The sequence below is a fragment of the Nocardioides sp. WS12 genome, assembly GCF_014108865.1.
Lineage (GTDB): Bacteria > Actinomycetota > Actinomycetes > Propionibacteriales > Nocardioidaceae > Nocardioides.
Window position 1 is genome coordinate 3,131,939 of sequence record NZ_CP053928.1, and the last position, 14,275, is coordinate 3,146,213.

The 14,275-nt window shown below is 70.0% G+C and carries 14 protein-coding genes; 5 read left to right on the forward strand and 9 right to left on the reverse strand.

Annotated features, from left to right (window positions below):
• The first annotated feature begins 7 nt into the window (after window positions 1-7).
• The gene (locus HRC28_RS15230) at window positions 8-853 is read left to right on the forward strand and encodes a PAC2 family protein (protein WP_182376333.1); all 846 of its coding nucleotides are present in this window, start codon (window positions 8-10) and stop codon (window positions 851-853) included.
• Window positions 854-870: 17 nt separating this feature from the next.
• On the opposite strand, the gene mshC is transcribed toward HRC28_RS15230, so the two are convergent.
• From mshC to HRC28_RS15250, 4 genes are read right to left on the reverse strand one after another with little or no spacing between them, the layout of a single operon-like run.
• Window positions 871-2,106, reverse strand: a complete 1,236-nt coding sequence (gene mshC, locus HRC28_RS15235) for a cysteine--1-D-myo-inosityl 2-amino-2-deoxy-alpha-D-glucopyranoside ligase (protein ID WP_182376334.1) — start codon at window positions 2,104-2,106, stop codon at window positions 871-873.
• Between the two features lie 23 nt (window positions 2,107-2,129).
• Complete coding sequence (locus HRC28_RS15240) at window positions 2,130-2,873, reverse strand: SCO1664 family protein (RefSeq protein ID WP_182376335.1); 744 nt, start codon at window positions 2,871-2,873, stop codon at window positions 2,130-2,132.
• Window positions 2,874-2,882: 9 nt separating this feature from the next.
• Window positions 2,883-3,437, reverse strand: coding sequence for a DUF3090 domain-containing protein (locus tag HRC28_RS15245; protein ID WP_182376336.1), 555 nt, complete (start codon window positions 3,435-3,437; stop codon window positions 2,883-2,885).
• A 24-nt stretch (window positions 3,438-3,461) separates the two neighbouring features.
• Window positions 3,462-4,175 carry an MSMEG_4193 family putative phosphomutase gene (locus HRC28_RS15250; protein ID WP_182376337.1) on the reverse strand — a complete coding sequence of 238 codons (714 nt, stop codon included), beginning with the start codon at window positions 4,173-4,175 and terminating at the stop codon, window positions 3,462-3,464.
• Window positions 4,176-4,205: 30 nt separating this feature from the next.
• On the opposite strand from HRC28_RS15250, the gene corA reads away from it, so the two are divergent.
• The gene (corA, locus tag HRC28_RS15255; RefSeq protein WP_182376338.1) at window positions 4,206-5,186 is read left to right on the forward strand and encodes a magnesium/cobalt transporter CorA; all 981 of its coding nucleotides are present in this window, start codon (window positions 4,206-4,208) and stop codon (window positions 5,184-5,186) included.
• A 1-nt stretch (window position 5,187) separates the two neighbouring features.
• On the opposite strand, the gene HRC28_RS15260 is transcribed toward corA, so the two are convergent.
• Window positions 5,188-6,030: an undecaprenyl-diphosphate phosphatase gene (locus HRC28_RS15260; protein WP_182376339.1), complete on the reverse strand. Its 843-nt coding sequence runs from the start codon at window positions 6,028-6,030 to the stop codon at window positions 5,188-5,190.
• Between the two features lie 72 nt (window positions 6,031-6,102).
• On the opposite strand from HRC28_RS15260, the gene HRC28_RS15265 reads away from it, so the two are divergent.
• Together HRC28_RS15265 and HRC28_RS15270 are read left to right on the forward strand one after the other, a co-directional pair.
• Window positions 6,103-7,056, forward strand: coding sequence for an aldo/keto reductase (locus HRC28_RS15265; protein WP_182376340.1), 954 nt, complete (start codon window positions 6,103-6,105; stop codon window positions 7,054-7,056).
• Window positions 7,057-7,103: 47 nt separating this feature from the next.
• The gene (locus tag HRC28_RS15270; protein WP_182380673.1) at window positions 7,104-7,286 is read left to right on the forward strand and encodes a DUF5703 family protein; all 183 of its coding nucleotides are present in this window, start codon (window positions 7,104-7,106) and stop codon (window positions 7,284-7,286) included.
• On the opposite strand, the gene HRC28_RS15275 is transcribed toward HRC28_RS15270, so the two are convergent.
• The 4 genes from HRC28_RS15275 to HRC28_RS15290 all read right to left on the reverse strand — a co-directional run bounded on the left by HRC28_RS15275 (window position 7,283) and on the right by HRC28_RS15290 (window position 13,462).
• Window positions 7,283-8,611: a M20/M25/M40 family metallo-hydrolase gene (locus HRC28_RS15275; RefSeq protein WP_182376341.1), complete on the reverse strand. Its 1,329-nt coding sequence runs from the start codon at window positions 8,609-8,611 to the stop codon at window positions 7,283-7,285. The two genes, HRC28_RS15270 and HRC28_RS15275, sit on opposite strands and share 4 nt — an antisense overlap.
• An 18-nt stretch (window positions 8,612-8,629) precedes the next feature.
• Window positions 8,630-10,513 (reverse strand): putative metal-binding motif-containing protein, encoded by a 1,884-nt coding sequence (locus tag HRC28_RS25645; RefSeq protein ID WP_182376342.1) that lies wholly within the window; start codon window positions 10,511-10,513, stop codon window positions 8,630-8,632.
• A complete protein-coding gene (locus HRC28_RS15285) occupies window positions 10,510-10,686 on the reverse strand; it encodes a hypothetical protein (RefSeq protein ID WP_182376343.1) in 177 nt (58 codons plus the stop codon). The genes HRC28_RS25645 and HRC28_RS15285 overlap by 4 nt, the downstream gene beginning before the upstream one ends.
• Window positions 10,687-10,774: 88 nt before the next feature.
• A complete protein-coding gene (locus HRC28_RS15290; RefSeq protein WP_182376344.1) occupies window positions 10,775-13,462 on the reverse strand; it encodes a LuxR family transcriptional regulator in 2,688 nt (895 codons plus the stop codon).
• Window positions 13,463-13,600: 138 nt separating this feature from the next.
• Here HRC28_RS15290 and HRC28_RS15295 point away from each other — a divergent pair, with 138 nt between their 5' ends.
• Complete coding sequence (locus HRC28_RS15295) at window positions 13,601-14,275, forward strand: hypothetical protein (RefSeq protein ID WP_182376345.1); 675 nt, start codon at window positions 13,601-13,603, stop codon at window positions 14,273-14,275.

Below are 14,275 nucleotides of genomic sequence, written 5' to 3' on the forward strand. Positions count from 1 at the left end.
CGGCATTGTGATGGAGATCGAGACGGTCCCCGACCTCGTACGGCCGGTGGTCATCGCTGCGTTCGAGGGTTGGAACGACGCCGCAGAGTCCGCAACAGCCGTGGTCGACCACCTGATGAAGGTGTGGGACGCGCGGGTGGTGGCCGTGATCGACCCCGATGAGTACTACGACTTCCAGGTCAATCGGCCGGTCGTCGGCATCGACGACAACGGGTTCCGCAAGCTCAACTGGCCGAGCACGCACGTCGCGGTGGCCTCGCCGCCAGACCTGGACCGTGACGTCATCCTGATCCGCGGCATCGAGCCCAACATGCGCTGGCGCCAGTTCACCGCCGAACTGCTCTCGACGATCGACGACCTCGGCGGCGAGCTCCTGATCACGCTCGGCGCCCTGCTCTCCGACAGCCCGCACACGCGACCCATTCCCGTGTCGGGGTCCTCGACCGAGCCGGACCTGATGGACCAGCTCTCCCTGGAGCAGTCCACCTACGAGGGCCCGACGGGCATCGTGGGCGTGTTGCAGGACGCCTGCGCGCGGATCGACCTCCCCGCCGTGTCGTTCTGGGCGGCGGTCCCCCACTACGTCGCCCAGCCGCCGTGCCCGAAGGCCACGCTGGCGCTGCTGGTGCGACTGGAAGACCTCTTCGAGACGCCGATCCCGTTGGGTGACCTGCCCGAGGAGGCCCGGGCCTGGGAACGCGGCGTCGACGAGCTCGCCGAAGAGGACGAGGACATCGCCGACTACGTCCGCGAACTCGAGGAGTCGCGCGACACCGTCGACCTGCCCGAAGCCTCGGGTGAGGCGATCGCGCGGGAGTTCGAGCGCTACCTCAAGCGCCGCGACGACGACTGAGCCGATTGGCCGAGCGGCTAGAGGGACAGCCCGAGCGCTGCGTCGAGGACGGGCAGCAGGGTCATCGACGCCTCGGTGTCGCTGTTGTCAGCGAGCCCATCGGTGCCCAGGGTCGCCTTGACCCACGCATCGATCGCGGCGGTCGCCCGCGGTGCGTCGAGGTCGTCGGCCAGCGCGGCCAGGACCTCTTGTACGACGGGCGCTGCCGGGGCACCGTCGCCCAGGGCGAGTGCGCGGCGCAGGTTGGCGATGTCGTCGACGGCCGTCCAGAGCAGGTCGTCGGTCCACTCCCAGTCGGTGCGGTAGTGGTGGCGCAGCAGGGCGAGGCGGATGGCCATCGGGTCGATGTCGCTGTTGCGCAGCGCGGACACGAAGACCAGGTTGCCCAGCGACTTCGACATCTTCTGGCCGTCGTACGCGACCATCCCGGCGTGGCTGTAGGCCTTGGCGAACGGCTCACCCGTGGCCACCTGGACGTGGCCGGCGCACATCTCGTGGTGCGGGAAGACGAGGTCGCTGCCCCCGCCCTGGACGTCGAAGCCGGTGCCGAGGTGCTGCAGCGCGATGGCGGCGCACTCGATGTGCCAGCCGGGTCGGCCCTTGCCGAACGGGCTGTCCCACGACGGCTCGTCCTCGCGCTCGCCGCGCCACACGACACAGTCGAGCGGGTCCTTCTTGCCCGGGCGGTCAGGGTCTCCGCCGCGCTCGGCGAAGAAGCGGAGCATGGTCTCGCGGTCGTAGCGGGACTCCTCGCCGAAGGCGGGGTCGGCTGCCACCGAGAAGTAGAGATCGGTGTCCACGCGGTAGAGCGAGCCGCCGGCGTCCAGGCGCTGGATCAACTCGATCACGAGCGGGATGGACTCGACCGCGCCGACGTACTCGGCCGGAGGCAGGACCCGCAGGGCCTCCATGTCGTGGCGGAAGAGCTCGGTCTCACGCTCCGCGAGCTCGACCCAGTCGACGCCGACCTTGGTGGCGCGCTCGAGCAGCGGGTCGTCGACGTCGGTGACGTTCTGGACGTACCGGACGTCGTGCCCGGCGCTGCGCCAGGCCCGGTTGAGCAGGTCGAACGCGATGTAGGTGTTGGCGTGACCGATGTGCGTGGCGTCGTACGGCGTGATGCCGCAGACGTAGAGACGCGCGGGACCCTCGGGACTGGTCTCCACCTTGCCGCCCGTGGACGTGTCGTGGAGGACGACCGGAGGACCGGTGACCGGGAGGACCGGGATGCCCGGTGCGTTCCATGCGCGCATGACGCTGATGCTAGTTGCTTGAACTAAAAGGGCGGCCACGGGATGGCAGGCCCGTGACGGGACGGCCCGGGCAGCTCACCCGTTGCGAGGAGTCGTCGGGTACGACGCTCGAGCGCCTCGATCTCGTGCTCGGCGAGGTGGAACCCCAACCGTTCGCCGAGGTCACCGCGGATGTCGGCCAACAAGGCGCGGACGACGGCCGCCTCCTCCACGGTCAAAGCGGACCCGGCCCAGCCCCACAGGACCGTGCGGAGTTTCGGATCATGGTGGAAGGCGACTCCGTGGTCGACACCGAGGCGGCGGCCGTCGGCCATCGCCAGAACGTGTCCGCCCTTGCGGTCGGCGTTGTTGATGATGACGTCGTAGACGGCCATCCGGCGCAGTGCGGCAGTGTTCTCGTGGACGAGGGAGATCGGCCGGTCGCGGTCGTCGAGACCGTCCATCACCGCGATCCAGCCCTCAGGGGTCTCCCCCGCGGCTACCAGGGTGACGGCGTCCTGCTCGGGGTCGACCTCCTGCCACTCCTGGAACATGCCGGGACCGTGCGGTCCCTCGTCCCACCAGGTGCGCGGCACGATGTCCCAGCCGCTGGCCACCGAGACCAGGTGGGCAGCGATTTCCCGGTGCGCCAGGGACTCGTCGGGGAAGTCCCAGAGCGGGCGTTCCCCCGCGACGGGCTTGTAGACGACCTCCTGGCCGTCGAGTTCCCCAAGGAAGGTCGCGTTGGAGGCCGGCATGATCCGGCCCTTGATCGTCAGGTCACCCACGGCGCTGGATCAGGGGTCGCGTCGCTTGAACCCGTTGGCCCGCACACACAGGTGGCCGTCGGGGTCGATCGGGTGGCCGCAGAACGGGCACGAGGGACGGCCCGCGCCGATGATCGACTCGGCGCGCTGCACGAAGGCCCGCGCCTGGCCGGGTTCGAGGCGGACCAGCAGCATCTCGACGGGGTCCTCGCCGTCGGCGAGCTCGGCGGGCTCCTCCCCGATCGGGAACACCTCGATCACCACACGCTCGTCCTCGGGGTCCCACGAGAGCGTCATGGTCCCGGCGCGGAACTCCTCCTCGATGGGCAGGGCCAGCGGCGCGTCGTCCACGAGGGCCAACGGCGCCACAGCCGGTACGACGACCCGGGCCGTGCCGTCCGCGATCACCTCGTCGAGCAGTTCGTCGACGCGCTGCGCCAACGCCTCCACCTGCTGCTTCTCCAGCGCGACGGAGACGATCTGCTTCCCGTCGACGGCCTGGATGAAGAAGGTGCGGCTGCCGGGCTCGCCCACGGTGCCGGCGATGAACCGCTCGGGCGGGTCGAAGGAGTGAACGATCGGCATGAGAAGAACCCTAGCGAGGCCCGGTCAAGACGGACCCGCGCCGCCGCCCACGACCGCACCAGACGCACCGCCAGCGGACTTGCCCGGCTTCCCGGCCAGCCACGAGAGGTCGCCGGCGTGCGTGTTGGTTGCGACCACGTACGGCCGGTCGATGCCGTAACGGATGACCGAGACAGAAGCGGGATCGACGTTGATCCGCTGGAAGAGGTCCAGGTGCATGCCCAGGGCGTCCGCGAGCACGGACTTGATGATGTCGCCGTGGCTGACGGCCACCCAGACCGCGTCAGCTCCGTGCTGTTCGGTCACTTCGGCGTCCAGTCGTCGTACGGCGGCAACGGCGCGGTGCTGCATCGCGACCATCGACTCGCCGCCGGGGAAGGTCACCGCGGACGGTTGCTGCTGGACGGTGCGCCACAGCGGCTCCTTGAGGAGCACCTTGATCGCCTGACCCTGCCAGTCGCCGTAGTCGCACTCGGCCAGCGCCCGCTCGGTGCGCGCGCGGGTCGTCGGGTGTCCGGAGGCCTTCTGCGCCGCGCCGACTGCCGCGGCGGTCTGCCGGCAGCGTTCCTGGGGGCTCGTGATGAGGCGCGCGATCGGCACGGCGCCGATCCGGGCGCCGGCAGCGGCCACCTGCTCGATGCCCTTGTCGTCCAGGACGACGCCCGGCGTGCGGCCGGCGAGCACTCCTGACGCATTCGCGGTGGTGCGCCCGTGGCGGACGAGCAGCAAGGTGGCCATGCCGGCGAGCCTAGCCACTACCGTTGCCCCGTGATCGTCGACAGCGCCGTCTACCGCCACGGGCAGCGGGTGCCCGTCGACTGCACCCTGCACGACTACGTGGCACTGCGCGAGGCTGCCCGCGACCATCACGACTTCGTCTGGGTCGGGCTCTACGAGCCCAGCCACATCGAACTGTCCGAGATCGCCGACGCGTTCGGCCTGCACCCCCTCGCCGTGGAGGACGCGGTCGTCGCGCACCAGCGCCCGAAGCTCGAGCAGTACGACACCAGTCTGTTCCTCGTGCTCAAGACCCTCTGGTACGTCGACGAGGACGACGCCGTCGAGACCGGCGAGATCAACATGTTCATCGGCCAGGACTTCGTGATCACCGTCCGACACGGGCGTGGATCCTCCCTCAGCGACGCCCGGCACGCCCTCGAGCAGAAGCAGGCGGTGCTCGACCACGGCCCTTCCGCGGTCGTGTACGCGGTGTGCGACGCCGTCGTCGACGGCTACACGGGTGTGGTCAACGAACTGCAGACCGATGTCGACGAGGTCGAGACCTCGGTCTTCTCGGACAGCCGCACCAGCGACGCGAACCGGATCTACATCCTCAAGCGTGAGCTCTCCGAGGTACGACGGGCGGTACTCCCGCTGCGCGAACCGATGCGGCGCTTCACGGCCGGAGCGGTGGCCCTGATCGAGGCGGAATCCGCGCCGTTCTTCCGTGACGTCAGCGACCACCTACAGCAGGCGGCCGACGAGATCGACACGCTCGACGGGTTGCTGTCAACGGCGTTCGACGCCCACCTGGCCCGGGTCGCCGTCCAGCAGAACGACGACATGCGCAAGATCTCCGCCGGGATCGGCCTGGCCGCCGTACCGACCCTGATCGCCGGTGTCTACGGCATGAACTTCGACCACATGCCTGAACTGCACTGGCTGCTGGGGTACCCGTTCGCGATGTTCCTGATGTTCGGAACGTCGTTCGCGCTGTTCCTGTTCTTCAAGCGCTCCGGCTGGCTCTGACTCAGGCGTTGACGACGCCCGCGCCGAGCAGGACGAGGACCGCCGTACCGAGCAGGACGCGGTAGACCACGAACGGCGTGTAGGAGTTCTTGCTGACGTAGCGCAGCAGCCACGCGATGGCGGCGTACCCGACGATGAAGGAGACGACCAGCGCGGTGAGGGTCGGACCCCAGCCGTAGTCGGCCTCGCCCGGGTGGGCCTTGCCGACGTCGGAGATCTCCTTGAGTTCGAACAAACCGGCGCCCACGACGGCCGGGATGGCGAGCAGGAACGCGAACCGGGTGGCCGCTTCGCGGTCGTAGCCGAGCAGGCGACCCATCGAGAGCGTGGCGCCGGAGCGGGAGACACCCGGGATGAGGGCGAGCGCCTGCGCGCCACCCATCAGGCCTGCGTCCCGCAGCGTCATCTGCTTGACCTGGCGATCGGTCTTGCCGATCCGGTCGGCGAACCCGAGCACAAGGCCCATCACGATCAGCGCGGTGCCGATGATCCAGAGGTTGCGGAAGTCCTTCTCGATGATGTCCTTGAGCAGGATCCCGAGAATCACGATCGGCATCGAGCCGACGATGATGTACCAGCCCATCCGCGCGTCGAGCGCGCCGCGGTACTCCGGCTTGAACAGCGACAGTGTCCACGCCTTCGCGATCCGCCAGATGTCCTTGCGGAAGTAGAGCAGCACGGCCAGCTCGGTGCCGATCTGGATCACGGCCGTGAAGGCCGCCCCCGGGTCTCCCCAGCCGAAGAGTTCCGGGAAGAAGCGCAGGTGCGCGCTGCTCGAGATGGGCAGGAATTCGGTCAGGCCCTGGAGAACACCGAGGAACACCGCTTGCAGGAAGTCCGCCACAACGCAGCATCCTAGGTATCTCTCGGCGTGCCCGAGCACGCGACCCTCGGGTTGCCGGATACCTTGTCCGTCATGCAGCAGCGGTACGTCGGCGCCAGCGGACTCCAGGTGTCGCGGCTCGCCCTGGGCTCGATGACGTGGGGCAAGGACACGGACGAGCACGAAGCGCGGGACCAGTTGGCGGCGTACGTCGAAGCCGGTGGCACCACGATCGACACAGCGGCCGGCTACACCGACGGGCGCTCGGAAGAACTGATCGGCTCCCTCCTCGGTGACGTCGTACGGCGCGACGAGGTGGTGCTGGCCACCAAGGCCGGCATCTCGCGTCGTGCCAACGAGCGGATCACCGACACGTCGCGCGGTTCGCTGCTGCGCGCGCTGGACATGTCGCTCAAGCGGCTGCGCACCGACCACGTCGACCTGTGGCAGGTCCACGTCTGGACCGACATCGTCCCGCTCGAGGAGACCCTGGGCGCGCTCGACCACGCGGTCGCGAGCGGGCGGGCGTCGTACGTCGGGATCTCGAACTACAACGGCTGGCAGACCGCCCGGGCGGCGACCCTGCAGGAAGCCATCCCGGGGCGCGCCCGGATCACGTCGACCCAGGTGGAGTACTCCCTGGTGAACCGGCGCATCGAACGCGAGGTCCTTCCGGCCGTCGAGGCGCTCGGACTTGGCGTCTTCCCGTGGTCCCCGCTTGGTCGCGGTGTGCTGACCGGCAAGTACCGCACCGGCACCCCGTCGGACTCCCGCGCCGCCTCCCCCGTCTTCGCCGGATTCGTCGAGGCCTACATGGACGACCGGAGCCGCGGCATCGTGGAAGCCGTGGTCCGCGCAGCCGACGGCCTGGGGTGGGCCCCGCTCGAGGTGGCCCTCGTCTGGGTGCGCGACTCCCCCGGCGTCACCGCGCCGATCGTCGGCGCCCGAACGGCTGCGCAACTCAAGGTGGCGCTGGACGCCGAGGCCAAGACACTGCCGCCGGAGATCCGCGCAGCCCTGGACGACGTCTCCGGATCGGCCGCATGAGCAACACCCTGCTCCGTCCCGGGCTGATGCGCGGGCTGGGACGTGGGGTGGAGTGGGAGTTCGACCGGGTCGTCTTCGACCGCGACTTCTCCCGCAACGTGGTGGCGAAGTTGCTCGTCGAGCGCGCCGAACAAGGCGGCTGGGAGCTGGACCGCGTGCAGATCGGGCCGGACGGCAAGCGCCGGATCGTGCTGCGTCGCAAGATCATCCGGGCCGTGCGAACCGCCTAGATCTCGCCGAGGAACCGGTCCATCACGCGCGCACCGAACTCGAGCGCGTCGACCGGGACCCGTTCGTCGACCCCGTGAAACAGCGCGGTGAAGTCGAGGTCCTCGGGCAGCCGCAGCGGGGCGAACCCGTAGGAACGCATCCCGAGCTTGGTGAAGTGCTTGGCATCGGTGCCGCCGCTCATCAGGTACGGCGCCACGATCGCGCCGGGATCCTCAGCGAGCAGGCTCCTGGTCATGGCGTCGACCAGCGGGCCGTCGTACGGCATCTCCCAGGGGGGCTGCTTCGAGAGGTAGTCGATCTCGATGCCCTCGCCGGTCAGTTCGGCGAGGGTCGCGAAGAACTCGTCCTCGAACCCGGGCAGGAAGCGCCCGTCGACGTGGGCGGTCGCTTCGGTCGGGATGACGTTGACCTTGTAACCCGCGTCGAGCATGGTCGGGTTGGTCGAGTTCCGCAGGACGGCGCCGAGCATCCGGGCAGCGCCGCCGAATTCCTCGACGAGGGCTTGCGCGTTCTCGGGTGTGGCTTCCGTGCCGGCAATGTCGGCGACGGTGGCGAGCAAGGTCTTCATCGTCGGCGTGAGGCGCACGGGCCAGTCGTGGGCACCGATGCGGGCGACGGCGGCAGCGAGCCGGGTGACGGCGTTGTCGTGGTTGATCATCGAGCCGTGTCCGGCTCGGCCGCGGGCGGTGAGCCGCATCCACGCCATGCCCTTCTCAGCGGCCTCGATCAGGTAGAGCCGCTGGCCCCGGACCGTGGTGCTGAAGCCACCGACCTCGCCGACGGCTTCGGTGCAGCCCTCGAACCACTCGCGGTGGTCACGGATCAGGACTTCAGCGCCCTGATGGCCGCCGGCTTCCTCATCGGCGGTGAAGCAGAGAACGACGGGGCGTTCGGGCACGCGGCCGGAGAGTTGGCGGGCCCGGACCACGGACAGCAGCATCGCGTCGAAGTCCTTCATGTCGACGGCGCCGCGGCCCCAGACGTACCCATCCTGCACCTCGCCGCTGAACGGGTGGATCTGCCAGTCCTCGGCAGCCGCGGGTACGACGTCGAGGTGGCCGTGCAGCAGGAGCGCATCGGTTCGCCCATTGGTCGAGCCTGTCCCGCCCCAGCGTGCCACGACGTTGGCTCGCCCGGGCGCCGTTTCGATGACCTCCGCAGCGATCCCGACCTCGTCGAGCAACCCGGCGACGTACTCCGCCGCCTTGCGCTCCCCCGGCCCCTCGTCGGTGCCGTAGTTCGAGGTGTCGATCCGGATCAGCTCACGACACAACGCGACGACCTCTCCGGTCACGGAGAGGTCGTCGGGTGCCACATCAGCCATGCGGCCATCGTTGCACGGTCAGTAGATCGTGGCCCGGATCGCCTGCGGGCCGGTACCAGCCGCGCCGATCGTGTAGGTGACACCGGTGGTGGTCGCTGCCGCGTAGGGCCCGGTGTAGATCCCGATGCTCGGACCGCCCTGGCCGTCGCCACCCTTGCCTCCGTTGCCGCCACGACCCCCACTTCCGCCGTCGCCGCCCCGACCGACCTCGGTCAGGCAGGTGCTGCCACCCACGCCGCCCGTGCCGCCCTGGCCACCGGTCCCGCCCTGGCCACCGAGGTCGCCGTTGCCACCGCTGCCGGTGACGACCTGAGTGCCGTTCAGCGTGACCGAGCCCAGCGGGACGTAGATCGCGATCGAGGCGTAGCCGCCCTTGGCGCCGCGTCCGCCCCGGCCACGCATGCCGCCCTGGCCACCGCCACCGCCGCCGTTGCCGCTACCACTGAGAACGGTCAGGCCGACCTGGCCGCCGCCACCGCCACCACCGGCGCCGCCGCCGCCGTTGGTGCCGTCGTTACCCGCGAGGGACGTCGCCGGCGCGTAGCCGCCGAGGCTGAAGGTTCCGGTGCGGACCGCACCCGGAGCGCCATTGACGCCCGGCCCACCGCTGGCGCCGTTGGTGCCTGCCTTGCCGGGGTTGCCCTCGAGGCCGCCGGCGCCGCCCACCGCGCCGCCGGATCCCGATCCGCCGCTGAGGCCGTTGGCGATGCTGTCATTGGCGTCGTTCCCGCCGAACCCGCCGTTGCCGCCCAACGCCTCGGCGTCGGGGTCGCCGTAGCCGCCGCCGTCACCGCTGTCGCCACCGCTCCAGTGGTCACAGGATCCCGCGCCACCCTTGTCGCCGGCGGCACCCCACGGGCCGTTGCCGCCGCCGATCTCGGTGATGGCGTTCCTGTTGAACTGCGCCCTGCCCGACGTGATCTTGCCGCGGGTCGCGGTGACCTTGCCGCCGTTGACGACGCTGAGCGCGATCGAGTTGGTCTCGGAGAGCGCGTTCTCGAGGCTGACCTCCCCGAGGGTGGCGTTGCCGCCCGCCACCTTGAGCGCGACAGCGTCGCCGGCCACGATCAGGTTCAGCAACTGGAGTTCGCTGGTGCCCTGGATCAGGAACGGCAGTCCGTTCGACCCGGTGGGGGTGTGGCTCCGCTTCCAGGTGAGGTCGTAGCCGCCAAAGATGCTCATCCCGTCGGGGACGGTCACGCCCGGCGCGTTGGGCGACCAGATGCCGGTCACCAGCATCGTGTTGCGGGTGGCCGAACGCAGGTTGATCGCCTGCGCCATCGTCCGCACCGGCAGGGCCTTGGTGCCCGGGTTGACCTCCTGGCCGGAGTCGGGAGACACGAAAATCGCGGTCTTCGCGTCCCCGTCGATGCCGTCGCAGTTGGCGTCGACGAAGGCCAGGTCGGGGCGGTCCAGCGCCGTCGGGTTGATCGACGCGCTCAGCGGGGCGCAGTCCCCGACAGCCGAGCCGTCAGCGTCCAGGTCAAGGGCCCGGGTGCCAGTGAAGGTCTGCGCCACGGCCTGCAGGCCGGCAACGTCCTTGACCGGCTGTGACGACGTGCGCGTGTACTTGATGGACGGCTTGGCCGAGATGTCCGTCGTGCTCCGCTCGGTGATGTGGATGAGGAGCGTCTTCACCCCGGACGCTGCGGCGACCCTGGTCACGGTGTAGCCGGAGACCACGAACGGGAAGCCGCTGGTGTCGAGCAGGTGCTTGATCGGCTCGGAGTAGGTCAGCTGGACGCGGTCCGCCTTGTTGTCCTTGTCGGTGTCGAGCATCGACGCAGCGACAATCTTCGGCGCGACGTTGGCAGCGTGTGCGGCCGGCGCGGGAGTCGCACCCAACGCAGCGACAGCGGCCACCGGGGCAACGGCGAAGGCGATCGGACGAAGCATTTTCATGAGGGGTTCCTTGAGTCGAGAGGAGAGACGTTGAGGCGATCGATGAGTTCGAGGAACTGGAGCATCCCGTTGAACTCGCGGGGCTCCTGGTCACCTGAGGTGACCAGCCCGCGAAGGGGGGTGCTGCCGGCGTCGATGACGAGCCGCAGGGTGATCGGGTTGTCCAGTTCCACGAGATGAGCGTCGCGGGAACGACCCCACCCGCACATTGAGGACGGACCCCACCCTTTGCGTGGGCACACCCCACCGTCAGGTGGGGGGTCAGAGGGTGGGGAGGTCCGTTCGGGACTCGATGCCGAGCTTCCGGAACACGGATGCCAGGTGCTTCTCGACCGTCGTCGGCTGGACGAACAGCTCCCGCGCGATGTCGGCGTTGCGCAGTCCCGAGGCGGCGAGCCGGGCGACCCGGAGCTCGGAGGCGGTCAGCGCTTCCACCCCGGTCCGGGCGGTCGTGCGGGGGCGGGATCCCGCGGCGGTGAGCTCATCGGTGGCGCGGTCCACCAGCGGCCGGGCCCCACACCGATGGGCGAGGTCCATGGCCTCCGCGAGGGGTTCGCGGGCATCCGTTCGGTGTCCGGCCCGGCGCAACGCGGCGCCCAGTTCGACGAGCGCGTGAGCCCGCTTGAGCGGGAGTCCCCCGTCGTCGTACACGGCAACGGCCTCGCGGAGCAGGTCGATGGAGACCGGTTCCTCGAGCAGGGCCCGCACCCTGAGGACGCGGCCGAGCCCGTTCGGGGCGCCGAAGCGGACGGCGGCGTCGTACGCCGGCGCGATGGTCTCGATCGCCTCGTCCTTCCTCCCCAGCCCGACGAGTGCCTGGGCGGCGTCGATCCGCCACGGGGACAGTTCGGTGATGATCCACTCGACCGAGTCGAGCTTCTCCCCCGCGCTCCGCAGGAGAGACAGGCCACCTTCCGGGTCGCCCGTCCGAGTGCGGACCCGGCCGGTCGCGGCCTCGGCGAGGGCGGCGAACGCAGTGTCCTCGCGCTGCGAGGGGAACTTGAAGCCCTCGGCCGCCGCGATCGCGCCCGCCTGATCGCCCAGTTCCAGACGACTCTGCATCAGCGTCGCCGCGGCGACCGGACCGGTCAGTGCGAAGGTGCCGTCGGTGATGGCCAGGGCTTCGTTGGCGTCGTGCTCGGCCTCGGCGATCCGACCCAACCGATAGAGCGTCTGCGAGCGCACGGTGAGTGCCTCGGCCCGCCACATCGGCGAATCCGTGTCCTCCGCTGCTGCCCGATAGCGGTCGACGAAGTCGAGCGTCCGGTCCAGGTCGCCGAGGTGCAGCAGCAGGAAGAGCCACGTGGCCGGCGACCGTCGCTTGGCGGAGTGGGTGTTCTGTCCGGACGTCACCTTCGCGATCAGGGGCCGGATCTCTGCAGCCGGGGTGCCTCGTGCCAGCCGGTACAGGATCACGGGGAGCAGGCAGTCCCGCTCGACCTGGGTCTGGCCCGTCAGGCTGGCGAACCGGTCCAGCAGCTCGGGTGAAGGTCGTTCAGCCCCGGGCGTGACGCACTGCAGCATCAGCTTCATGGCAAGCATGGCGTCCGGTCGGCTGTCCTCGCCCGAGCGTACGTCGACCGTCCGGTCTGCAAGCTCGATCGCCGCGGTCGAGCGGCCGGCAATCCACAACAGGTGGGTGCGAGTGACGTCCAGTGCCACCTGCGCCTGATCGCCCGACCCATGGGCGTCGATCCCACCGAGCGTCGCGACGTCGGCGGCGTCGGCCCGCTCTGCGTCGGCGCCCAGGGCGCGACCCAGGAACCGAGCGGCGGCGTCAGGCGCGCCGCGGGCCACGGCCGCCCGCGCCGCGCGTTGCAGCGCAGGTCGGACCCACGGCGCGTCGACAGCGGGCGCGAGCAGGAGTTGAGCAGCGATGGCCTCGACCGGCGCCGACAGCTCATGCAACACCTCCGCCGCTGCGAAGTGTCTGGTTGCGCGCAGCGGAGCCGCCAGGTCGTCGTACACGGCCTCACGGACGACGGGATGGGTGAACGCGAGGGACTGGTCCAGGATGTCGAGCCCGATCAGCGCGACGGCCGCCTCTCCGGCCGCGGCGACGCTGAGGTCGGCAAGGCGGGCGGCTGCGGCCACCGTGGGTGCGTCGCCGAGCACGGCGACCGCCTGGGCGAGCGACACGGCGGCATCCCCGGCCCGCGCAATCCGCACGAACACCAGTCGGCCGATGGTGCCGGGGGCGAGTTCGGCGAGCCGGGCTGCGCCGTCAGCCGTGGGTTCGATGCCCTCGGTGGCCATCGTCGCCGACAGCTCGGAGAGGAAGAGCGGATTGCCGCGGGTCCAGGTCATGCAGGCGTCGATGAAGACCTCGGCGACGTCGCCGAGGCGCTCCCGAAGGACGGCGCCGACGGCGTCGCGGGTCAGTGGCCCAAGGGCGACCTCGGTTCCGCTCACGGTGTGGCCGAGCTCGGCCAGGATCGAGCCGTGCTGCTGGCCGCTCCGGACCGCGAGCACCAGTCCGATGCCGGTGCCGGACAGGCGGCGGGCGAGGAAGTGCAGGAACCGCAGGGATGGCTCGTCGACCCACTGGAGGTCGTCGACCACGACCAGCAACGGCCGCTGGGCCGCGGCGCGGGTCAGGGCGTCGAGCAGGGCGTCGAGCAACGCGAAGAGCGCTCCGGCCGGTGCGTCCGCGGAGGCACGACCGCCCTCGTCGACCAGTTCGTCACGCAGGGCCTCGGGGAGCTGGGCGAAGAGTGCACGGACGACGCCGAAGCCGTAGTCCTGTTCCATGGTGTGCCCGGTGGCGGACAGGCAGACCACCCCGCCGGCGGAGGCTTCGGCCATCAAGGCGCCGAGGAGCCGGGTCTTGCCGATGCCCGGCGCACCGGTCACCAGGGCGGCGCGTCCGGTGCCGGCGCGTGCGGCGACCAGGACCGCTTGCAAGGCCTCCAGCGAGCGCTCACGCTCGAAGAGCAGATCGGCCGGCACGGCACCGATGATGCCGGATCCGGACGGGAGTTCGGTCGGAACCGCGGAATCCGTCCTCCGGATGGTCGGGTGATCTCTCGGCCAAGTTCCGGTGACGGCCCCGTTTCACGACGGTCCTTCCGGCGATACCGTGGGCCCGTGACGCCGCCCGATGAGTGGAAGACCTACAACCCGGACCCGTCCCCCGACGCTGAGCCCGCCGGGAAGATCGAGCCGTACCAGCCGCCTTCTCCGCCGACCAGGCCGAAGAAGCCGCGGACCATCAAGGAGCGCACCGTACGACGCCGGAGCCCGGCTGTGCCGCTGCTGATCGGTGCCGTGGTGATCGGCGGGATCGGGTGGGGCGCCGTGTCGATCGCCAGGTCCGCGTTCGGCACTGCCGAGCCGCAGACCGTGGAGGGATTCACGAGCCTGCTCGAGGACATCGAGGAGAAGAACGGATCGACCGAAGTCTTCGAGGCCGTGATCTACCCCGGCTACGCACGTGTCGACTTGCCGCTGGCGCCGAACGACGAGCGCGAGATCAGTTACCGCTGGGATGGCAGCTTCGGCATGGAGATCAAGGGCACCGACGACGCAGAGCCGTTCGACCTGGCCGACGTCGATCCGGCGCACTTCGCCCGGATGTGCGACGAGGTGTCGGCCTTGATCGACGACCCGGGCAACTGCTACCTGATCATCCGCAAGCCCGACGACACGTTCCCCGATCGCGCCGACGCCTGGATCTCGGCGTACGTCTCGAACGAGTTCAGCCAGAGCGCCTCGATCAACTACGACCTCGAGGGCAACGAGGTCGACCGCAGCGACAACTGA